General features: G+C 57.7%; 19 protein-coding genes. 5 read left to right on the top strand and 14 right to left on the bottom strand.

Annotation, left to right across the window (positions count from 1 at the left end; translation table 11 throughout):
- Nucleotides 1-114: 114 nt before the first annotated feature.
- Nucleotides 115-1,668, top strand: a complete 1,554-nt coding sequence (locus B30_RS16900) for an ATP-dependent DNA helicase (RefSeq protein WP_009573365.1) — start codon at nt 115-117, stop codon at nt 1,666-1,668.
- On the opposite strand, the gene B30_RS16895 is transcribed toward B30_RS16900, so the two are convergent.
- The 10 genes from B30_RS16895 to B30_RS16850 form a co-directional block, all read right to left on the bottom strand.
- Nucleotides 1,669-2,415, bottom strand: coding sequence for a TIGR02186 family protein (locus B30_RS16895; protein WP_100220143.1), 747 nt, complete (start codon nt 2,413-2,415; stop codon nt 1,669-1,671). It lies immediately after the preceding gene.
- A complete protein-coding gene (locus B30_RS16890) occupies nt 2,415-3,323 on the bottom strand; it encodes a sulfite exporter TauE/SafE family protein (protein WP_009573363.1) in 909 nt (302 codons plus the stop codon). The genes B30_RS16895 and B30_RS16890 overlap by 1 nt, the downstream gene beginning before the upstream one ends.
- Nucleotides 3,324-3,445: 122 nt before the next feature.
- On the bottom strand, nt 3,446-4,408 hold the full coding sequence (locus B30_RS16885; protein WP_009573362.1) for an ABC transporter permease: 963 nt from the start codon (nt 4,406-4,408) through the stop codon (nt 3,446-3,448).
- 2 nt (nt 4,409-4,410) lie between these two features.
- Entirely contained in the window at nt 4,411-5,508 is a 1,098-nt protein-coding gene (locus B30_RS16880) for an ABC transporter permease (protein ID WP_009573361.1), read from the bottom strand.
- Nucleotides 5,505-7,115, bottom strand: coding sequence for an ABC transporter ATP-binding protein (locus tag B30_RS16875; RefSeq protein ID WP_009573360.1), 1,611 nt, complete (start codon nt 7,113-7,115; stop codon nt 5,505-5,507). The genes B30_RS16880 and B30_RS16875 overlap by 4 nt, the downstream gene beginning before the upstream one ends.
- A 13-nt stretch (nt 7,116-7,128) precedes the next feature.
- Nucleotides 7,129-8,118 (bottom strand): BMP family lipoprotein, encoded by a 990-nt coding sequence (locus tag B30_RS16870; protein WP_009573359.1) that lies wholly within the window; start codon nt 8,116-8,118, stop codon nt 7,129-7,131.
- 206 nt (nt 8,119-8,324) lie between these two features.
- A complete protein-coding gene (locus B30_RS16865; protein WP_009573358.1) occupies nt 8,325-8,747 on the bottom strand; it encodes a GNAT family N-acetyltransferase in 423 nt (140 codons plus the stop codon).
- Nucleotides 8,748-8,756: 9 nt separating this feature from the next.
- Nucleotides 8,757-9,320 (bottom strand): NifU family protein, encoded by a 564-nt coding sequence (locus B30_RS16860; RefSeq protein ID WP_009573357.1) that lies wholly within the window; start codon nt 9,318-9,320, stop codon nt 8,757-8,759.
- Between the two features lie 96 nt (nt 9,321-9,416).
- Nucleotides 9,417-9,875: a DUF2267 domain-containing protein gene (locus B30_RS16855; RefSeq protein ID WP_269771051.1), complete on the bottom strand. Its 459-nt coding sequence runs from the start codon at nt 9,873-9,875 to the stop codon at nt 9,417-9,419.
- Nucleotides 9,876-9,882: 7 nt separating this feature from the next.
- The gene (locus tag B30_RS16850) at nt 9,883-10,338 is read right to left on the bottom strand and encodes a universal stress protein (RefSeq protein ID WP_009573355.1); all 456 of its coding nucleotides are present in this window, start codon (nt 10,336-10,338) and stop codon (nt 9,883-9,885) included.
- 383 nt (nt 10,339-10,721) lie between these two features.
- Between B30_RS16850 and B30_RS16845 the strand changes: the two genes are divergently transcribed.
- Entirely contained in the window at nt 10,722-11,306 is a 585-nt protein-coding gene (locus tag B30_RS16845) for a L,D-transpeptidase (RefSeq protein ID WP_009573354.1), read from the top strand.
- A gap of 72 nt (nt 11,307-11,378) precedes the next feature.
- On the opposite strand, the gene trpS is transcribed toward B30_RS16845, so the two are convergent.
- On the bottom strand, nt 11,379-12,395 hold the full coding sequence (trpS, locus tag B30_RS16840) for a tryptophan--tRNA ligase (RefSeq protein ID WP_009573353.1): 1,017 nt from the start codon (nt 12,393-12,395) through the stop codon (nt 11,379-11,381).
- Nucleotides 12,396-12,473: 78 nt separating this feature from the next.
- On the opposite strand from trpS, the gene B30_RS16835 reads away from it, so the two are divergent.
- Nucleotides 12,474-13,172, top strand: coding sequence for a rhomboid family intramembrane serine protease (locus B30_RS16835; protein ID WP_009573352.1), 699 nt, complete (start codon nt 12,474-12,476; stop codon nt 13,170-13,172).
- Nucleotides 13,173-13,186: 14 nt separating this feature from the next.
- Here B30_RS16835 and murJ read toward each other — a convergent pair whose 3' ends face one another.
- The 3 genes from murJ to B30_RS16820 are packed head-to-tail and all read right to left on the bottom strand — an operon-like array spanning nt 13,187 to nt 18,697.
- The gene (murJ, locus tag B30_RS16830) at nt 13,187-14,740 is read right to left on the bottom strand and encodes a murein biosynthesis integral membrane protein MurJ (protein ID WP_009573351.1); all 1,554 of its coding nucleotides are present in this window, start codon (nt 14,738-14,740) and stop codon (nt 13,187-13,189) included.
- Nucleotides 14,737-17,559 (bottom strand): [protein-PII] uridylyltransferase, encoded by a 2,823-nt coding sequence (locus B30_RS16825; protein ID WP_009573350.1) that lies wholly within the window; start codon nt 17,557-17,559, stop codon nt 14,737-14,739. Before B30_RS16825 ends, murJ begins: the two co-directional genes overlap by 4 nt.
- Nucleotides 17,519-18,697 carry a penicillin-binding protein activator gene (locus B30_RS16820; RefSeq protein ID WP_009573349.1) on the bottom strand — a complete coding sequence of 393 codons (1,179 nt, stop codon included), beginning with the start codon at nt 18,695-18,697 and terminating at the stop codon, nt 17,519-17,521. Before B30_RS16820 ends, B30_RS16825 begins: the two co-directional genes overlap by 41 nt.
- Nucleotides 18,698-18,809: 112 nt before the next feature.
- Between B30_RS16820 and rsmI the strand changes: the two genes are divergently transcribed.
- Together rsmI and B30_RS16810 are read left to right on the top strand one after the other, a co-directional pair.
- The gene (gene rsmI / locus B30_RS16815; protein ID WP_009573348.1) at nt 18,810-19,679 is read left to right on the top strand and encodes a 16S rRNA (cytidine(1402)-2'-O)-methyltransferase; all 870 of its coding nucleotides are present in this window, start codon (nt 18,810-18,812) and stop codon (nt 19,677-19,679) included.
- Between the two features lie 9 nt (nt 19,680-19,688).
- Nucleotides 19,689-20,084 carry a YraN family protein gene (locus B30_RS16810; RefSeq protein WP_009573347.1) on the top strand — a complete coding sequence of 132 codons (396 nt, stop codon included), beginning with the start codon at nt 19,689-19,691 and terminating at the stop codon, nt 20,082-20,084.
- The last annotated feature ends 34 nt before the right edge of the window (nt 20,085-20,118 follow it).

Below are 20,118 nucleotides of genomic sequence, written 5' to 3'. Positions count from 1 at the left end.
AAGCGTAGTGCCTTAAGCCTGACATAAGGGAAGGGGGTGCGCCCAGGATCATTTTGGGCGTTTCGACCAAATCTCTGATACAGGTTTGCTTCGAAACGCTTTAGGGTCGCCGCCATGACTGGAACCGCGCTTACATTCTCCGATGATCAGGCCGACGCCTATGATGCCATCAGCGCCGTGCTGAAACAGGTGGGGGTTGATCTTGAGGATGGGCTGATGTTGCCCATGGCCTCAACGGACACGCAAATTCGCGCGGTGATCGGCAAGGCGGGATCGGGTAAAACGCTTTTGTTGGCCGAGCTGTACAAGGCTCTGGACGAGGCGGGCGTCGATATCGTTTCCGGCGATTGGGAAGGCCGCAAGAAAAAGGAGCGCCGCACCTTGGCGATTCTTGCGCCAACCAACAAAGCTGCCTCCGTCTTGCGCACCCGCGGCGTGCCTGCAACCACCATCCATCGCATTCTCTACACCCCGGTCTATGACCCGGAATATGAGAAAATCGCCGAATGGCTGGCGGGCAATGGCGAGCGCCCGGATGTCGAAGCCCTTTCGGTCGAGGGTCTGACAGATGAGGCCTTGGACCGCGCCTATGCCTTTTATCAAACCCATAAATCCATCCCCGGCGCTTTGGCGGCGGCGGGTCTGCGTGGCTCTGATTTCATCACCGGATGGAAACGCCGCGAAGACCCGCTCGACATCGGTTTCGTCGATGAAAGTTCGATGTTGGACAAGCGCCAACTCGATGATCTCAAAGAGATTTTCCCGACGCTTGTGCTGTTTGGTGACCCGGCGCAGTTGGCCCCGGTCAACCAAGCCGGCGAAATGGTGTTTGAAACCTTGGGCGCGGAAAACACCCATGTGCTGCACCGTATTCACCGCCAAACCCAAGACAGCCCGATCCTCGATCTGGCCCATGCTCTGGCCGATCCGCAGTTGGGGTTTGATCAGTTTGACCGCATGATCCAAGAGGCCGCCGCGAGCGACGAGCGGGTGGTCTATGCCAGCCGGGTCGAAAGCGATCTGATGGCGCGCTCGCCCGTTCTGGTCTGGCGCAATGCGACCCGCATCCGGTTGATCCAAGCGTTTCGTAATGTCCATGACGCACCTGTAGATGCGCTGTTGCCCGGCGAGCCTTTGATCTGTGATGGCATCGAATTGCCCGCGAAACACCGCAAAAAACGGTTGGACCTTGAGGCGCGGGGCTTGATCAAAGGCGCGCAGGTCGTCTACCTCGGCCCAGGGCGCAAACCCGGCTTTTCGCGGCTACATGTGATCGGCGCGGAGGACCCGAATATCTCGGCGGCCTCCATTGTTAAAATCGAAATTCCCGATGAAGAAGAACCGTTTATCCCCTATGCCGCGCGCATGGGAGCGGCGTTTTTGCATGGAGCGGCCGTGACGATTCACAAGGCGCAAGGCTCGCAATGGGACAGTGTTCAGGTCTTTGCCCCCGACATCATGGCCGCCGCGCGCGCTGGCCGGATGGAGGCGGGGATACCGCTTTGGAAACGGCTGACCTATGTCGCCATCACCCGTGCCGAAACGCGGCTGTTGTGGGTGACGCAGGCGCGGTTGGCCAAACCGACCGCGCCGCTGTCTGTTGCGGATTTGACCGCCAAAGAGGCGGCACCTTTGACACTTGAGGCACAGGTCGACGCGCTGCTGTGATCAACGCCGAAGAATGCGAAACGCCTCTGAGGCCCCCCAGCCAAACAGCCCGGCAATCGCCAGCGCCATCACGCCATAGATCAACGCATGTTGATAGGCCAAATTATAAAGCCAGCGCTCAATGCCAACTTTTTGCACGTTGATCGTGGTGCCATAACTGTCGATCACCTCACCGCCACGCAGCAAAAAGATCCGCGTGGTGTAGCCGCCTTCAACGATATTGGAGGGCAGCGTGATCGAGGTTTGAAACAGCGTGTCCTCGCTCAGCGTGACCACGCCTTCGCGGGTGCGGTACAGATCATCCGCCTTGCGCAGCCGGATCAAAGCCTCGCGCGCCGGAAGCCCGCGCATCCCCGGTAAAATACGTTTGTCGGCGGTGATTTTCCAAAGACTGTCGGTCAAGGGCGGCAGTATATCGGCCAGCTCCCGCGTCGAGGTGACCGTGTAAAAGGTGGGCGTGTGGCCAATCACCTGTGCCTCGACGTTGATCCAAATACCAAAACGGCGGTCTTTGCGGCGGATGGTTTCGACCTTTTCAGGCCCCGCGACGGTGATGATGACATCGAGCGGCTCTCCCTCCGGCGTCGGTTGGTTGCGCTTCACAGCCCCAAAAATCAGAATTTCAGAGCCGTCAAAATTGGCCGTGATGGAAATCCGGCTTTGGCTCAGCGCGGCGACGACTTCTTCGGCACGGCCCGCACCGGGCAGCATCAACAAAGCGAACAGCAGGGCAAAAACGCGTGTCATCATGCCCCCAGCGAGTAGAGTTCTTTGGGCGGCAACAACAGATCGAAACCCAGTTTGAGACAGACGGCCAGGACCAAAAGCGCAAGCCAAATCCGCAATTGCTCGGCCTTCATTTTCAGCCCGATTTGGGTGCCGATTTGCGCGCCAATGACGCCGCCGACCAGCAACAGAAACGCCAAAAGCACGTCCACCGTATGGTTGGTATAGGCGTGCAGCAATGTGGTGAAGCCTGCGGTGAAAATAATCTGAAACAGCGAGGTGCCGATCACAACCTTGGTGGGCATTCCAAGCAGATAGATCATCGCAGGCACCATGATGAACCCGCCGCCCACGCCCATAACCGCGCCCAACATGCCCACCATCATGCCCACTGCAATCGGCGGAATGGCGGAGATATATAGCCCAGAGGCGCGGAACTTCATCTTCAGCGGCAGATTGTGAACCCAAAGGTGCTTTTTACGCTCCGGACGACCACCGGGGCGGCCCTTGGCGCGTTTGATGGCGCGGATGGATTCGATCAGCATCAGAAAGCCGATAATGCCCAGAAATACCACGTAACAAAGGGTCACAAGCAAATCGACCTGACCCATGGCTTTGAGCATGTTGAAGATCTGAATGCCGATGGCGGAGCCGACAAGGCCGCCGCCCAATAGCACAAGCCCCATCTTCAAATCCACCGTCTTGCGTTTGAAATGGGCAAGCACACCGGAGACCGAGGAGGCAACAATTTGGTTGGCGGAGGTGGCGACAGCCACGGCGGGTGGGATGCCGACAAAGAACAGCAGCGGCGTGATCAAAAATCCGCCGCCGACGCCAAACATGCCCGACAACACGCCCACAATCCCGCCGATGCCGAGCAGGGTGAAGGCGTTCACCGAAACTTCTGCGATGGGGAGGAATATTTGCATGGGGGACTTTCGCGACGTCTTTCTTCAGCAATGCAGTGATTTGGCGCGCGCGTCAAATGATCCGCGGCGTATGAGACAGAAAAGCGGACCCGAAGGCCCGCTTTCGTGTCATTTACGGATGCTTATCGCTCTTTCACGTAGGGTGTGCCGCCCGCGCGTGGCGGGATGGCTTTGCCCACAAAGCCCGCCAAAATGATCACCGTCAGGATGTATGGCAGGGCCTGCATGAACTGCACGGGGATGGTGAAATCTCCCATGGTGATGGATTGGTAACGGTTGCCAATGGCCTCCAGCAGGCCGAACAACATCGTGGCGGAGAGCGCATACCAAGGCCGCCATTTGGCGAAAATCAACGCAGCCAGGGCGATGTAGCCGCGTCCTGCCGACATGTCTTTGACGAAACCCGCCGCGAGAGAGGCAAGGTAAGTGCCGGCCATGCCGCACAACACGCCCGCGATGACCAGTGCCGCAAAGCGCAGTCTGACCACCGACACGCCCGCCGTATCGACCGCTGAGGGGTTTTCCCCCACGGCGCGCAGGCGCAGACCAAAGCGGGTACGATAAAGCACCCACCACGACAGTGGCACAGCAAGCAGCGCCATATAGGTCAATGCGGTGTGGCCAGAAATCAGCTCATGGTAGAGAGGCCCGATGAAGGGCACATTCGCCAAGGCATCGGAAAACGGCAGGTTCCATTCGCCAAACCGCGCATCCGTGGGGAGCGAGGGCGTGCGTCCGCCGAGCTTAAACCAACTTTGGCCCACGACAACGGTCAGACCGGCGGCGAGAAAGTTCAGCGCCACGCCGGAGATCAGTTGATCGCCTTTGAAGGTGATCGAGGCCAGCCCGTGGATCATGGAAAACGCCAAAGACCCGGCCACGCCTGCCAAAAGGCCGATCCAAATCGACCCGGTGACAGAGGCCGCAGCCCCGGCCAAAAAGGCCGCCGCCAAGAGTTTGCCCTCAAGCCCGATGTCAACGACGCCTGCGCGTTCGGAAAACAGCCCGGCGAGACAGGTCAAAAGCAAAGGCGTGGCAAGGCGCACGGTGCTGTCGAGGATTTGGATGATCGTGAGATAGTCCATGCTCACGCCTCCTTTTTCTTGTTGAGGGCGATGAACAGTTTTTCAAGCGGCGCGCGCACCATATTGTCGAGCGCGCCGGTGAACATGATCACCAAAGCCTGAATGACCACGACCAGTTCGCGCGGGATCGATTCCCAAAATGAGAGCTCGCCGCCGCCTTGGTACAAAAAGCCAAACAAAAGCGCGGCCAAGACGATCCCGATCGGGTGGTTGCGACCCATCAGGGCCACGGCAATGCCAATAAAGCCCGCGCCCTCGACCGCGTTGTCGATCAACCGTTCGGCCTCGCCCATCACGTTGTTGATTGCCATCAGGCCGGACAAAGCGCCCGAGATCAGCATGGCGATGACGACGATGCGCACCGGGTTGATGCCAGCGTATTTCGCCGCCGTTTCCGATTGGCCATAGGCGCGGATTTCATAGCCGAGCCGGGTGCGCCAGATCAGGAAATAGAACCCAACAGCCGCCAAAAGCGCGATCAGGAAGGACACGTTGACGGGGGCGTTTTTGTTGAACTCGATGCCAAAGGGCGCCAACATTTCATGGAAAGTCGGCAAATGCGCCCCAGCACCAAAACGTGCGCTTTCCGTCGACATGGACCCCGGAACTTTGAGGTAATTCAACAGGATGTAGCCGATTAGCGCGGAGCCGATAAAGTTGAACATGATGGTGGTGATGACGATATGGCTGCCGCGTTTGGCCTGAAGATAGGCGGGGATAAACGCCCAAGCTGCGCCAAACACAGCGCCACCGATCATCGCCGCAGGCAGGGCAATCGCCCAATGCGGCCAAGGCACATAAAGGCACACAAGTGCCACCCCCAAACCGCCCAATGCGGCCTGACCTTCAGAGCCGATGTTGAACAAGCGGGCGTGATAGGCGACGGCGACCGAGAGGCCGGTGAAGATGAAATTGGTGGTGTAATAAAGCGTGTAACCGATGTTGTTTGAGTTGCCAAACGCGCCTTGCACCATGGTTTTGATAGCCATCACCGGGTCTTTGCCGATGGCCATGATCACGAGGCCCGACAGCAAAAAGGCCAAGAGGATCGAGATCAACGGAATGAGGACGGCGTCCGCCCATTTTGGCATTTTGTTCATTGACCTGCCTCCCCCGGGTTTTCTTCGGCAATCCCGGCCATCATCAGGCCAAGCTCGCCTTCATTGGTCTCAGAGGGCAGGCGTTCGCCCATGATCTTACCGTCAAACATCACCGCAATCCGGTCACTCAGCGACAGGATTTCATCGAGTTCCACCGACACCAATAGGATGGCTTTGCCCGCGTCGCGCAGATGTACGATCTGTTGGTGAATGAATTCGATGGCGCCAATATCGACCCCGCGCGTCGGCTGGCCGATCAACAACAGGTCGGGGTTGCGCTCGATTTCGCGGGCCAACACGATTTTTTGCTGGTTGCCGCCGGAAAAACTTTTGGCCTCCAGCTTGGGGTTCGGCGGGCGCACGTCGAATTTGGTCATGCTCTCTTGGGTCATTGCCTTGATTGCGGCATTGTCCATCAAAAAGCGGTTTTTTTGATATTCAGGTGCGTGGTGATAGCCAAACACCATGTTTTCCCAGGCTTGGAAGTTCAGGATCAGCCCCTCATCATGCCGGTCCTCCGGCACATGCGAAATCCCGCGGGCACGGCGCGATTGGCCGTCGGAGTTTTTGCCCGTCAGGTCGATCTCTTCGCCGTTGAGACGGATCGTGCCCGTGCCGTTTTGATAGCCGCCCAAAACCTCCAATAGTTCGGTTTGACCATTGCCCGCCACGCCACAAATCCCAAGGATTTCACCGGCGCGCACATGCAAATCAATGCCTTTTACCCGTTCCACACCCTGCTCATCAACAACATGCAGGTTTTCAATTTCCAGAATCTGCGCGCCCGGTGTGGCGGGTTTTTTCTCAACATGAAGCAAGACTTTGCGCCCGACCATCAGTTCGGCCAGGTCTTCGGGGGTGGTGTCGGCGGTCTGCACTGTTGCGGTCATCTCCCCCCGGCGCATCACGGACACCGTATCGGTGATCTCCATGATTTCGCGTAGTTTATGGGTGATCAAGATGATGGTTTTGCCCTGTTCTTTCAGCCCTTCGAGAATACGGAACAAATGGTCCGCCTCGGCTGGGGTCAGCACCCCAGTGGGTTCGTCCAAAATCAGGATGTCCGCCTGCCGATAGAGCGCTTTGAGGATCTCAACCCGTTGCTGATGGCCCACAGAGAGATCTTCGATCAAAGCGTCTGGATCGACAGAAAGTTGATATTCATCAGAGAGTTGCTTTAAAAGTGTGCGGGCTTTCGCCAGCGAGGGTTTGAGCAATCCGCCATCTTCTGCGCCCAGAATGACATTTTCGAGTACGGTGAAGTTTTCGACCAGTTTAAAATGCTGGAACACCATGCCGATGCCAGCGGAAATCGCGGCTTGGCTGTCGGCAATCTGGACCTCTTGGCCCTTGATGTGGATGGTCCCCGCATCGGCTTTGTAAAAGCCATAGAGGATCGACATCAGCGTGGATTTTCCCGCGCCGTTTTCGCCGATGATGCCGTGGACCGTGCCTTTTTTGACCGTGATCGAGATGTCCTTATTGGCCTGAACCGGGCCAAAGGCTTTGGAAATCCCGCGCAGTTCAATCGCTGGCGCGTCAATGGGGGCGGTGGAAGCGGTGGGGGCGGCAGTTGCCTGCCGCCCCGCTTCAGACTGGACGCTCATGCGACAGCTGCCCTTAAAATGCCGGGCAGGATTCGTCGGACATGTAGTCGTGCACCACAACTTCGCCGGAAATGATTTTTGCGGTGGCCTCGTCGATGGCCGCTTTCATCTCAGGCGTGATCAGGGCAGCGTTATATTCATCCATCGCAACGCCAACACCGTCGTTGGACAGGCCCATGACATTGATGCCAGTCTCAAGGTTCTCGCCTTGGGTGAAGGCATCATACACAGCGTTGTCGACGCGTTTGACCATGGAGGTCAAAACCGAGCCGGGCTGGAGGTAGTTTTGGTTGCTATCGACGCCGATGGACAACATGCCCTCATCGGCTGCGGTTTGCAGAACACCAAGACCGGTGCCGCCAGCCGCCGCGAACACGACTTCAGAACCCGCGGATTTTTGCGCGCGGGTCAATTCGCCGCCCTTCACCGGATCGTTCCAAGCCGCAGGTGTGGTGCCGGTCATGTTGACGATGACCTTGCCTTCGGGTTTCACGGATTTGAAGCCTTCGGCATAGCCACAGGCGAATTTGGAGATCAGCGGGATGTCCATGCCGCCCACAAAGGACACGGTGTCGCCTTTGGCGGCATAAGCTGCGGCGATCCCGGCCAGATAGGAGCCCTCTTGTTCGTTGAACACCACGGAGCGCACGTTCGGCGCATCCACGACCATGTCAATGATGGCGAATTTGGTGTCCGGGAAATCGGCGGCAACGGTTTCAAGCGCGGTGGCGAAGGAGAAGCCTGCCATCACGATCGGGTTAAAGCCTTTTTCCGCGAAGTTGCGCAGGTACTGTTCGCGCTGCGCGTCCGATTGCAGCTCGACGTCGCGGTAGCTCCCGCCGGTTTCCTTGGCCCAACGCTCGGCACCATTAAACGCGGCTTCGTTAAAAGATTTGTCAAATTTGCCGCCAAGGTCAAAGATGATCGCCGGATCGGCCAAAGCTGCACCAGAGGTCAGGGCCAGAGCAGCAGCTGCGCCGAGGAGTGTTTTGGTCAGGGTCATGGGTATCTCCCGTTGGGTATTTAAACTATTGGGGCAGTCCCTCGTCTGAAAACAAGTCACATGCCCATGGAGCGAGCAAATCGTCTCGCAGTATAGCGAGATTAGGGCGCGTCACAGAGGGAGGGTCAATACACATTTTACCATTTTTGACCGTTTGGTCGCGCAATGGAGGGAGATTGGGCATTCCAGCGCTTTGTGACGTGGGGTCACGTATGTTTTAGAGGCTTGGACAGGACCAATGCGTCGATTTTCTCATTCTTGGAGGTGGTGTAGTAGTGCGGACGCCGACCAGATTCGCTATAGCCTTCGGAAAGATAGAGCGAAATGGCGACGGTGTTATTCTCCGCCACTTCCAAGAATGACATCAAGGCGAGGCGCGATCTTGCCTCTTCCTCATAGGCGCGCAACATCACCCGGCCCAAGCCACGGCCCCGAGCTTCGGGATGGACGGCGAGGGTCAAAACTTCGGCCTCATGGGCGGCATAGCGTCCCATGATGAAAGAGGGGCCATCGCCTGTGATGATAAAATTCTCGCGCATAGACAAAAGCCCCGCGAAGTCTTTGGCAGACCATGGGCGGGGCGTTTGAAAACTGGCAGAGTGGAGCGCGGCAAGCTCCTCGGCTGTCATCTCAGACACTTAGGCCGCGACGGGGCGCACTTCGAGCACCTCGGGGATGTAATGGCGCAACAGGTTTTCGATGCCCATTTTCAACGTCAGGGTCGAAGAGGGGCAGCCCGCGCATGCGCCCTGCATATGTAGGTAAACAATGCCACGATCAAAACCGTGGAACGTGATGTCGCCGCCGTCTTGGGCCACGGCGGGGCGCACACGGGTGTCGAGCAATTCTTTGATCTGTTTGACGATCTCGCTGTCGGGTCCGTCATGCTCTGCATGCCCGCCAGCGGCACTGGCGTGTGTGTCCATGACCTGTGCGCCGGATTGGAAATGTTCCATGATCGCGCCAAGGATGGCAGGTTTGATATGGTCCCAATCGGTGGCGTCCTCTTTGGTCACGGTGACGAAATCGGAGCCCAAAAACACGCCGGTGACGTTGCCGACCGCAAACACACGCTGCGCCAATGGCGATGCAGCGGCAGAGTCTGCTGTGGGAAAGTCTGCAGTTCCGGCCTCAAGCACGGTCTGACCGGGCAAGAATTTCAAGGTTGCGGGGTTCGGTGTGGATTCGGTCTGAATGAACATTTCGGATATTCCTTAGGATCATAGTCGGATATGCGCGTTTGGTCCGCAAAAGTCAAGTTTTAGAATGATTCTAATGCCGGGGCAAAGTCAGCACACCTAAACGATCTGTTGCTGCAACTCTTTCTCCGACACTCCCGGCACATGCCAAAACATCACAGCCTCAGGGCCAATATGGGTTAAAACCCGCGTCAAATCGCGATGGTTTACATGTCGCCATAGGGCGTACCCCGTGGCTTCGATCACATTGAGCGGCGTGATATTGTGGGTCTGGCGCAACTCCTGCGCCTCGCGGATCATCTCTGAACGAGCGCCAAAGGGCAAAGGCACTGCGTCCACATTCCAGCCATAGACCAACATCGCTCGCAAACTGGAAGGTAAGACATCGCCAAAGGCAATCACCTGCGGTGGGGTCAGGCGACGGCGAAACACATGCAGCACCCCGTCGACCGCGGTATAGGCCATCTTGTCACTCTCAAGAACCGGTCCCATCCGGTCCCTTGCATCCTTGAGAAAAGATTTAAACTCTTTTTCGGAATGTCGGTATGTCCATGGCATCGGCATCTCAGGTCACCGCCTCCAACCGCTCTTTCGACATCTCGCCGGGCACAAGCGTCATCGGGATCGGTAAAAACCCCGCCTGTTTCATCATTGCCGAAATGAGCGGACCGGGGCCGGATTTCTCTGTGCCCGCGCCCAAAACCAACACGCCGATGGATGGGTCTTCCTTGATTTGAGACAGGATTTCATGCACCGCTTCGCCTTCGCGGATCACCAATTCCGGATCAATGCCCTGTCGGTCGCGCATCCATTTGGCGAAGACTTCGTAATGGGCGATGATGCGGTCACGGGTCTCTTCGCGCATCAAATCCGCGACACCGATCCAATGGTTGAATTCCTCGGGCGGAATGATTGAGAGGATTGTCACACCACCGTTCGATTTCGCGGCGCGCATCGCCGCAAACCGCATGGCATTGAGACATTCGCGACTGTCATCAAGGATGACGAGAAACTTGCGCATACTGGCCTCTTTGAGTGGCGCCCGATCTTTGGGCTTTGCCGGATGATGACCGAGCTACGCGCGCGACGCAACCGCCAGTGCGCGATACAATGGAGGGATGATCCCCAAAAACCCCCGGCTCCTAAGAGCCGAGGGTCAACGGGTGCTGATCTGTCGGGGAAACGGATCAAGCCGCGCACATCACGCGCAAGGGCATGCGCTTTGGCGGGGACGGGCCATGATTCTGATGCGCTGCAAGCCTAACTTAGGGCAGGTTTGAATCCCTTCTGTGACATCAGAGCCGCGTTTGCGCCGCTCATCGGCCAGTTAACCCTATCGTGATTTGAGCTTTGCCGCATGGGTCTGTTTTGTGCCCACAACGCACAAAAGACGAGGACATTCACATGAGCGATTTGAAAAGACGTAAGTTTTTGGCGCTGAGCTTCGCGACGCCCTTTCTCGCCAAAGCCGCCTTTGCCCAAGAGATCGGGTTGACCCTGCCAGATGAATTGCAAGCGCCTCAAAATGCCCGCCGCAATATCTCAAGTTTTCGCCGGATTGATTGGCACGAGCATTTCGACAGCTTGGGAAAGGGTGCGATTGTCGCCGATACGGTGAGCCGTGCTCTGCATTTTTGGGCTGCGGATGGGTCGTATAAACTTTATCCAACCTCGGTGCCGATCTCTGAGGAACTGACCAAACGCGGCTACACAGAGGTGATCAAAAAGGTGGAGGGGCCGACCTGGACCCCGACGCCGTCGATGCGCGAGCGCGACCCGAGCCTGCCGGTCACTGTGCCCGCCGGACCGCAAAACCCGCTTGGCACCCATGCTTTGTACCTGTCGTGGCAATATTACCGCATCCATGGCACCCATGACACACGCAAGATCGGGCGGCGCTCGTCGGATGGCTGTATCGGCCTCTATAACGAGATGATTGCCGATCTCTACCCCCGCGTGGCAGTGGGCACACAGGTGAAGCTGGTTTGAGGTTTTGGACCGCAATGAAAACGAAAAGGGCGCCTCATTGGGCGCCCTTTTGTTTTGAGTGGGACGCGTTGTTTAGCGCACGAAGCCCATGATCTCAAAGGTCTTATTGAGGATCGGCTGGGCGATCTCATTGGCCTTGTTCGCGCCTTTCGCCATGATCCGGTCAATCTCTGCCGGGTCATTCATCAGGCGTTTCATTTCGCTTGAAATCGGCGCGAGTTTTTCGACCGCAAGCTCGGCCAGATCGGGTTTGAACTTGCCCCACCCTTGGCCGCCATAGACCGCCAAAACCTCTTCGCCAGTCATATTGGACAGACCCGCGTAGATGTTCACCAGGTTGCGCGCGTCCGGGCGGCCCGCAAGGCCTTCCATCTCTTCGGGCAACACATCCGCATCTGATTTGGCCTTTTTGAACTTTTTCGCAATCGTGTCGGCGTCGTCGGTCATATTGACGCGTTCCATGTCTGATTCACCCGATTTGGACATTTTCTTGGTCCCATCGCGCAGGTTCATCACACGCATCGCCGGGCCTTCGATCACCGGGATGGTTTCCGGGAAGAAATCGACCTTGTAATCGTGGTTGAACTTGTTGGCGATGTCGCGGGTCAATTCGACGTGTTGCTTTTGATCCTCGCCCACGGGCACATGGGTCGCGTGATAGAGCAAAATATCCGCAGCCATCAGTGAAGGATAGGCATAGAGCCCAAGCGACACGTTTTCGGCGTTTTTACCCGCCTTGTCCTTGAACTGCGTCATCCGGTTCATCCACCCGACGCGGGCGACACAGTTGAGCAGCCAACCGAGCTCCGCATGGGCCGACACACGAGACTGATTGAACAAGACCGATTTCTCCGGGTCGATGCCCGCCGCAAGGTAGCCTGCGGCCACTTCACGGGTCGCATGGCGCAGATCCTCGGGGTCTTGCCAAACAGTGATCGCGTGCATGTCCACCACGCAATAGATGGTTTCGAACTCACCGCCCTGCATATCTACGAAACGCTTGATCGCGCCCAAGTAGTTGCCGAGTGTGAGCCCGCCCGAAGGCTTGATCCCCGAAAAAACACGGGGGGTGAAGGCGAGCTTCTCCATCTGGAACTCCGTCACTGGATTGTTAGGTGATCATCGCTTACCTATGCAGGACGAACGCGTCAAGGAAAGCCCCCGAAAATGAATGACACCCCCTCCGAGCATCGTCCCGAATTGCCGTTTAACACTTTGCCGCCTGCGGTGGTGGCGCTGGCTTTGGTGCTGGGTGGCATCGAGGCGCTGTTTCAAATCGGCTCTTATGGCATCATCGGTGGTCCCGATGCGGTGGGCTGGCGGATTGCCGCAATGGAGGATTACGGGTTCTTTGACACCGTTTTTGAGGCGATGCGCACGCAAGGCACTTGGCCGCTTGAGCATGTGATCCGGTTCCTGAGCTACGCATTTGTGCATTATTCCTTGACCCATGCGCTGATGGCGATCGTCTTTATTTTGGCTCTGGGCAAAATGGTCGGCGAGACCTTTGGCAATGTCGCGGTCTTCGTGATTTTCTTCGCCTCGACCCTGTTCGGCGCGCTGATCTATGGTCTGGTTTTAAGCACAGCTCAGCCGCTTTTGGGCGCTTACCCTGCGGCGTACGGTTTCATCGGTGCCTACACGTTTATCCTCTGGCTTGGCCTTGGTCGGATGCAGGAAAACCGGATGCGGGCCTTCACCCTGATCGGATTGTTGATGGGGCTGCAATTGGTTTTTGGCCTGTTGTTCGGCGGCTCTCTCGATTGGGTCGCAAAACTCGCGGGCTTTGTTGCGGGCTTTGGAACGGCGGCGCTTTTGGTGCCAGGGGCTTTGGGGCGGATTATCGCGCGGTTGCGGCGGCGTTAACCGCCGCATTCGCATCAATTTTGCCGTTTGACCGCGCCTTTTAGTTCGACAAATCGCACCGCGCCAATCGCTTGGGCCAAGGCGAAATAGCCTGCGATACCAAGGCTAACCAAGATCAGCGTGCCAAGCCCGCGCGACAGCTCGAACACGGGTGAGAGCGCAATATTGGCACCATAAAGCAGTGCGCCCATCATCAGAGAGGCAATCAGAATACGCGGCGCGCGCCGGACCAGACGCGGGTCTGCATGAACCTCGACACCCATATCGGACTTGCCAAACCACAACAGCGTGACCATGCCCCAAGCGGCGAATGTGGTCGCGACCGCCGCCGCAAGATAGCCGATGAAAAAAGACAGGCCGATGGCCGCAGCCGCATTGATCACCATCGAATAAAGCGCAAAGCGAAACGGGGTTTTGGTGTCTTCGCGGGCGAAATACAGCGGCTGCAACACCTTTTGCATCACAAAAGCCGGAAGCCCGAGGCCGTAAATCGCCACCGCATAGGCAGTCTTATGGGCGTCTTCCGGTGTGAAGGCACCGCGTTGAAACAGGAAGGAAATCAACGGCTCAGGGATCACGATCAGCGCAATCGCGGCGGGCACGGTCAGCAACAGCGCGAATTCAAACGCCCGGTTATAGGCATCGCGCGCGCCCTGTCCGTCGCCCGCCTGAAGCCGTCGCGACAGGTCCGGCAAAAGCACAACGCCAATGGCAATGGCGACAACGCCCAAGGGCAGTTGATACAGCCGATCCGCCAAATTGAGATATTGCAATGCGCCAGCTTCGGAGAAAGAGGCGACTTGCCGCCCGATCAACAGGTTGATCTGAACCACGCCGCCCGCCAAGGCGGCAGGACCCGCCAAAAGAAACAAACGTTTGAGTTCGGGCGTCAGACGCGGCAGGCGTGGGCGCAGGCCAAACCCCACCTTGGCCGCCGCGCGCCAGACCATCAAAAGCTGCGCCAAACCCGCCACAGGCACGGCCCAGATCAGCGCGCGATCCACCGGCCAGCCCAGTTTGGCCGCCGTGATCATCGCGACCGAGAGCACAACATTGAGCAAAACCGGGGCCGCGGCCGCGGCCGCGAAGCGTCCGGTGGCGTTTAAAATCCCCGAAAACAGTGCGCCGAGTGAGATGAAGACCACATAGGGAAAGGCGATCCGTCCGAAATCCACCGCCAAATCAAACCGCGCATCGCCAATGAACCCGGCGGCCATGGCCGCGACCAAAGCAGGCATGAACAGTGTTGCCAAAAGCGTCAAAACGATCAGCACCGTGGCAAGGACCGAGAGCGTGTCCTCGGCAAAGCGTTTGGCATCCCCTTCGGCACCCCCTGTGGTCTCAAGTTTCTTTGAGAACAGCGGTACAAAGGCCACGTTCAACGTGCCTTCGGCGAAAAAACGGCGGAACATATTAGGCAGGGAGAAGGCCACGACAAAGGCCTCTGCCGCCGGTCCCGCGCCCAAATAAGCCGCGATCAACGCGTCGCGCACAAACCCAAGCACCCGGCTCATCAAGGTCCAGCCACCCACGGTCACAAAGCCGCGCACAAGACGAATGGGTTTCATGCGCTGCGCGCCCGTTCCGCGCCCTGATCAATCGCTTCACGCAGCTTCTTTTCTAAGGTGCGGCGTTTGGATTCGCTGTGGAATTTCATTCCGAACATGTCCTTGACATAAAATACGTCCACAACCTGTGCGCCATATGTGGCGATCTGAGCGGTGGCGATGGAGACGTTGTTGGCGGCCAAAACGCGGGTCAAATCGTACAAAAGACCGGGGCGATCACGGGTGTCCACTTCGATGATGGTGAAGATCTCCGAACCCTCATTGTCAAAGCTGATGGAGGTCGGCACCCGGAATTTGCTTTCGCGTTTCTTGATTTTGTCACGGGAATCGAGCGCCTGACGCGCGCCCATTTCACCGCGCAAAATCTTGTCGATCATCTGGCGCAGACGCGGCAGGCGGGCCTGTTCAAACGGATTGCCATCGTTGTCCTGAATCCAAAACACGGCGGTCGCATAGCCATCTTTCGAGGTATAGGTGCGCGCGTCCACGACATTGGCGCCAACCAAAGCCAAAGCGCCAGCAAGCCGTGAGAAAATGCCATGATGGTCCGTTAGCGCGAAACAGGCACGGGTGGCATCGCGGTCCTCATCGGGGTGAAGATCAGCGCGGATTTCATCGGCTTTGATGCCCTTTAAAAGCTCGGCAAAGACCAGATGCGCGGACAGAGGCAGGCCTTGCCAATAGGGGCCATAATGGCGCTGAATTTCTTTGCGCCGTTCGCTCGCATCCCAATTCGACAGTTTGTCGCGCAGAACCTTTTTCGCCTCACCCTCGCGTGCGTCGCGGTTGACCTCTTCCAGCCCGTGTTCCAGCGCATAGGCCGTCTGCGCGTGCAAGTTGCGCAACAACACCGCCTTCCAATTGTTCCACACATTTGGGCCAACGCCGCGAATGTCACAGACCGTCAGCACGGTCAAAAGATCAAGCCGCTCGCGGGTTTTGACAGCCTTGGCAAAATCGCGCACCGTGCGCGGATCGGAAATGTCACGTTTTTGCGCCATGTCCGACATCAACAGGTGATAGCGCACCAGCCATTCCACCGTCTCGCATTCCGCCGGTTTTAGGCCAAGCCGCGGTGCCACTTTGCGCGCAATCTGTGCGCCGATGATCGAATGATCCTCGGGACGGCCTTTGCCGATGTCATGCAACAACATCGCAACGTAAAGCACTTTGCGATTGACGCCAGCCTCCAGGATGCTCGTCGCCAAAGGCAGCGGGTCGGTCAACTCGCCGCGCTCGATTTGCGCCAGATTGGAAATCACCTGAATCGTGTGCTCATCCACCGTGTAGCTATGATACATGTTGAATTGCATCATTGCGACAATGTACTGAAACTCCGGGATAAACGCCCCCAGAACGCCCAGTTCGTTCATCCGGCGCAGCGCGCGTTCCGGGTTGCCGTGTTTGAGCAGGAGATCCATGAAAATCCGCTGTGCTTCGGGGGTGTTGCGCATCTCATTGTCGATCTTATCGAGATTGGCCGAAATCAGCCGCATCACATCCGGGTGCAACAGATAGCCGGTGCGCAGCGCCTCTTCAAAGACGCGCAGGAGATTGAGCTTGTCCGCCAAAAACGCCTTGCGATCGAGGACATTGAGCCGGTTGTGGACCAGCTCATATTGCTCGTCAATCTTGCGCCGACGTTTGAACAGCCGTTGCAGTGCCGGTTCCTGTTTGACGTGTTGCGCCTCAAGTGAGGTCAGGAAAATCCGGGTCAATTCGCCGACGCGGGTAGCATGGCGAAAGAAATCCTGCATGAAATGTTCGACTGCGCGGCGACCGGAATGGTCGATATAGCCCAACCGATCCGCCACCTCGACCTGCAAATCAAAGGTGAGTTGATCCATAGGGCGTCCGGCGATCAGGTGCAGCGCATTGCGCGCGGCATAAAGAAAGGTTTCGGCCTCCTCGAACTGGCGATACTCCTCGGCGGTGAACACGCCCGCTTTGACCAAATCGGCGGTGTTGCGCACGCCGTGGACGTATTTGGCGATCCAAAACAACGTATGCAGATCGCGCAGCCCGCCTTTGCCCTCTTTGATATTGGGTTCCACCACATAACGCTGCCCGCCCTGTTTGCGGTGGCGTTCGGCGCGTTCTTGCAATTTGGCTTCGATGAATTCGCGCGCCGTGGTGCGAAACAATTCGTCGCGCAATTTTACATGGAGTTCAGTGGCCAAATCCCGGTTTCCGGCCAGATAGCGCAGTTCCAACATCGCAGTACGAATGGTGAAATCTTCGCGTCCCAGACGGATGCAATCGCGGATTGTGCGGGTGGAATGGCCGACTTTGAGATGCAGATCCCAGAACATATAGAGCATGCTCTCGACCAGACTTTCGATCCAGCCGCTGATTTTATGGGGGGCCAGAAACAACAGATCGACATCGGAGTGCGGCGACATTTCGGCCCGCCCATACCCGCCCACGGCCAAAATCGCGATGCGTTCGCCTTCGGTCGGATTGGGGTTTGGGTGCAGCTTGGTTTGCGCCGTGAACAACACCGAGGTGACGAGGCAATCGGTAAGCCAAGCGTAGGACCGTACTGCCGGGCGGGCATTACGCGGGGCTTCGGCAATGGCGGCGGCAATGGTGGCGCGGCCTTTGTCTTGTGCCGCATTGAGGACGCTCACGGTGGCTTTGCGCAGGGCCGCCGCATCTTTCGCCCCCACCCAAGCGGCATCCAACGCCTCCGCCACGGCGGAGACGTCGAAAATTGCCGTTTCAGAGCAAATCAGGCTGCCGGCCGGGGCCGGAACAAAGTCAGCAAGGGCGGGGTCGTTAGAAGCCAGCGCCCGCGAAGGATCTTGGTGCAGGGTCAATCTCGATTACCTGATTGTTTTGGATGGTCGCCACGGAGAGGCCACGTTCGTTGGTCCCGTCGGGCAGAAGTCGGAAAATCCCGTTCACACCGACAAAGCCGGAGCCGCGGGTCAGGCCTTGAGTGGTGAGGGCGTTTTGGTTGCCGGACTGCACCAAGGCTCCAATTGCCGCAATCCCGTCATAGGCAAGGCCCGCCAAAGCATGCGGTGCTGTGCCGTATTGGGCGGAGTAGCGGTTGGAAAAGCTGTTGACGAGGCGTTGGTCTGGGATGGCAAACCAGCTGTCTTGCAGACCTGGCAGGCTCAGCGCGGAGGCGGGGAAATTCCAGCGTTGTAGGCCGATGAATTGCGGCTGCGGCGATTTGATGCCGTTTTCCGGCAACATCTGCGCCAAAAGCGGCATGGCACCGTCATTGCCCGAGGTAAAGAAAATCGCATCCGCACCAGAGCTGCGCGCGGTGGCGGCGATGGGGCGGATGGATTGCACTACCCCCTGTTGGCTCAACTCAAAGCTCTGTTCTCCGGCGAATGTCGCACCTTCGCGGGCGATGGCGGTTTTGATCGCACTCGCGCCGGAATTCTCCGCCGGGCTTTGGCCGTTCACAACCATGATCCGGGTTTTGCCATTGGCCTTGGCATAGGACACAAGACGGTTGGCCGTGTTGCTAAAGGTATCGCCGAGGATAAAGACGTTGCCGCCTGCAATGTCCGGATTGTTGGAGAAGGACAAGACATTGATGCCCGCGTTGGCGGCCGGAATGCCCGCCAATTTGGCCGAGCCGCCGTACACCGGACCAAGGATGATCTTGGCCCCGTCTTTGACCGCTTGCGAAGCGACCGCCGAGGCACGTTCGGCTTGACCACCGGTGGCATAGACCCGCAAATCAATCGTCACGCCCTGAAGATCCGCCATCGCCAAACGAGCCGCGTTCTCCAGGGACTGCGCCAGGGCAACGTCGCCGCCCTGTTGCGATTCGTAAGGCACCAAAAGTGCGACCGGCACGGGTTTGCTTGTGTTGATGGTCGGACCGCCACCAACCTGAAGCGCGCCGGGGTCACAGGCGGCAAGGGCGGTAAAAGACAAAGCCAGCGCAAGTTTCTTGATGGACTTGCGGGCGGCGCTTAGAACAGCGAACATAGGGGAACCTCACTCCTGACGGCGAACTCTTGGTAACTTGGGTCTTTTAGACATCTTCGCAGACTATGCGACACGCCCCAAAGAGTAAACGCCGCAAAGACCCGGAACTCATGTGATTTACCAAGTCAAGCATCTTCCCGCTGGCCTTCATTTTCTCGCCACTCCGATCGGGAATGCGCGCGATATCACCCTGCGTGCGCTCGATATTCTCGCCTCTGCGGATGTTTTGGCCGCCGAAGACACACGCACTTTGCGCAAATTGATGGAAATCCATGGCGTTCCTCTCAATGGCCGCCACATCTATGCGTATCATGATCACAACGGTGCTCAGGCCCGGCCTCGGTTGATCGCTCTGATGCAAGAAGGCAAATCCGTGGCCTATGCGTCTGAGGCCGGCACGCCCTTGGTGGCCGACCCCGGCTTTGTGCTGTGCCGCGAGGCGCTCGCTCAAGGCATCCCTGTGACCTCTGCGCCCGGTCCCTCCGCGATGATTGCGGCTCTGACCATTTCGGGATTGCCCTCTGATCGGTTCCTTTTTGCCGGATTTCCCCCGTCCTCTCGTGGGGCTCGGTTGAAATTCTTTACCTCCTTCGCTCCGGTTCAGGCCACGCTTGGGTTTTATGAAAGCCCAAAGCGGATTCATAAAACGTTAGGAGAATTGTGTGAGACTTTGGGGGGAAACCGACCGGCGGCCCTGTGTCGCGAGTTGACCAAGCGGTTTGAAGAAGTGCGAAAGGGCAGTCTGGCGGAGCTTGAAGAAAGCCTGCGCGACAGTCCGGTGAAAGGCGAAATTGTGCTTTTGGTCGGACGCGCAGAGCATGAAGAGATATCCGAGGCCGATCTTGAGGCGGATTTGAGGCGGGCCTTGGAAACGATGTCGGTCAAAGACGCCGCGGCGGAGGTGGCCGAAAAACATGGATTGAAAAAACGCGATGCCTATCAAATGGCGCTCGCGATCACGGATCAAAATTCGCCGCAGTAGGAGAAAAGCGTGTCCTTTGATTTTGTCGGATATGACCCGGTTGCCGCCCGCCAAACGCGCGGGCGCATGGCCTACGAGTTTGGTCACTCCGCCGAAGCTTGTGTTGCGCGCTACTATGAGGCCCAAGGCCATGACTTGGCACATGCGCGGTGGCGCGGCGCGGGTGGGGAAATTGATTTGATCTTCCGCAACGGCGACGGTTTCATTTTTGTCGAGGTCAAAGCCTCAAAAACCCTCAGCGCCGCCGCCGCACATCTGCGTCCAAAACAAATCGCGCGCATTTGCGCCAGTGCCGAAGATTACATTGGCCAACAGCCCAAGGGGCTGCTCACCGATATGCGCATAGATGTGGCGCTGGTGGATGCGTCGGGCCATGTCGAAATTCTAGAAAATGCTTTGATGTAAAAGGCTCATGTGAATTCCCGCACAGGACATTCCC

Source organism: Celeribacter baekdonensis B30, from assembly GCF_000299875.1.
Classification (GTDB): domain Bacteria; phylum Pseudomonadota; class Alphaproteobacteria; order Rhodobacterales; family Rhodobacteraceae; genus Celeribacter; species Celeribacter baekdonensis_A.
This window is presented reverse-complemented; position numbering and strand designations above follow the sequence as displayed.

Bases quoted from the DNA above. Each gene is read 5' to 3' on its own strand.
- trpS (WP_009573353.1), bottom strand. From the start codon at position 12,395: ATGGAGAAGCTCGCCTTCACCCCCCGTGTTTTTTCGGGGATCAAGCCT.
- B30_RS16835 (WP_009573352.1), top strand. From the start codon at position 12,474: ATGAATGACACCCCCTCCGAGCATCGTCCCGAATTGCCGTTTAACACT.
- B30_RS16880 (WP_009573361.1), bottom strand. From the start codon at position 5,508: ATGAACAAAATGCCAAAATGGGCGGACGCCGTCCTCATTCCGTTGATC.
- B30_RS16885 (WP_009573362.1), bottom strand. From the start codon at position 4,408: ATGGACTATCTCACGATCATCCAAATCCTCGACAGCACCGTGCGCCTT.
- B30_RS16865 (WP_009573358.1), bottom strand. From the start codon at position 8,747: ATGACAGCCGAGGAGCTTGCCGCGCTCCACTCTGCCAGTTTTCAAACG.
- B30_RS16860 (WP_009573357.1), bottom strand. From the start codon at position 9,320: ATGTTCATTCAGACCGAATCCACACCGAACCCCGCAACCTTGAAATTC.
- B30_RS16895 (WP_100220143.1), bottom strand. From the start codon at position 2,415: ATGACACGCGTTTTTGCCCTGCTGTTCGCTTTGTTGATGCTGCCCGGT.
- B30_RS16850 (WP_009573355.1), bottom strand. From the start codon at position 10,338: ATGCGCAAGTTTCTCGTCATCCTTGATGACAGTCGCGAATGTCTCAAT.
- B30_RS16845 (WP_009573354.1), top strand. From the start codon at position 10,722: ATGAGCGATTTGAAAAGACGTAAGTTTTTGGCGCTGAGCTTCGCGACG.
- B30_RS16890 (WP_009573363.1), bottom strand. From the start codon at position 3,323: ATGCAAATATTCCTCCCCATCGCAGAAGTTTCGGTGAACGCCTTCACC.
- murJ (WP_009573351.1), bottom strand. From the start codon at position 14,740: ATGAAACCCATTCGTCTTGTGCGCGGCTTTGTGACCGTGGGTGGCTGG.
- B30_RS16870 (WP_009573359.1), bottom strand. From the start codon at position 8,118: ATGACCCTGACCAAAACACTCCTCGGCGCAGCTGCTGCTCTGGCCCTG.
- B30_RS16855 (WP_269771051.1), bottom strand. From the start codon at position 9,875: ATGCCATGGACATACCGACATTCCGAAAAAGAGTTTAAATCTTTTCTC.
- B30_RS16875 (WP_009573360.1), bottom strand. From the start codon at position 7,115: ATGAGCGTCCAGTCTGAAGCGGGGCGGCAGGCAACTGCCGCCCCCACC.
- B30_RS16900 (WP_009573365.1), top strand. From the start codon at position 115: ATGACTGGAACCGCGCTTACATTCTCCGATGATCAGGCCGACGCCTAT.
- B30_RS16820 (WP_009573349.1), bottom strand. From the start codon at position 18,697: ATGTTCGCTGTTCTAAGCGCCGCCCGCAAGTCCATCAAGAAACTTGCG.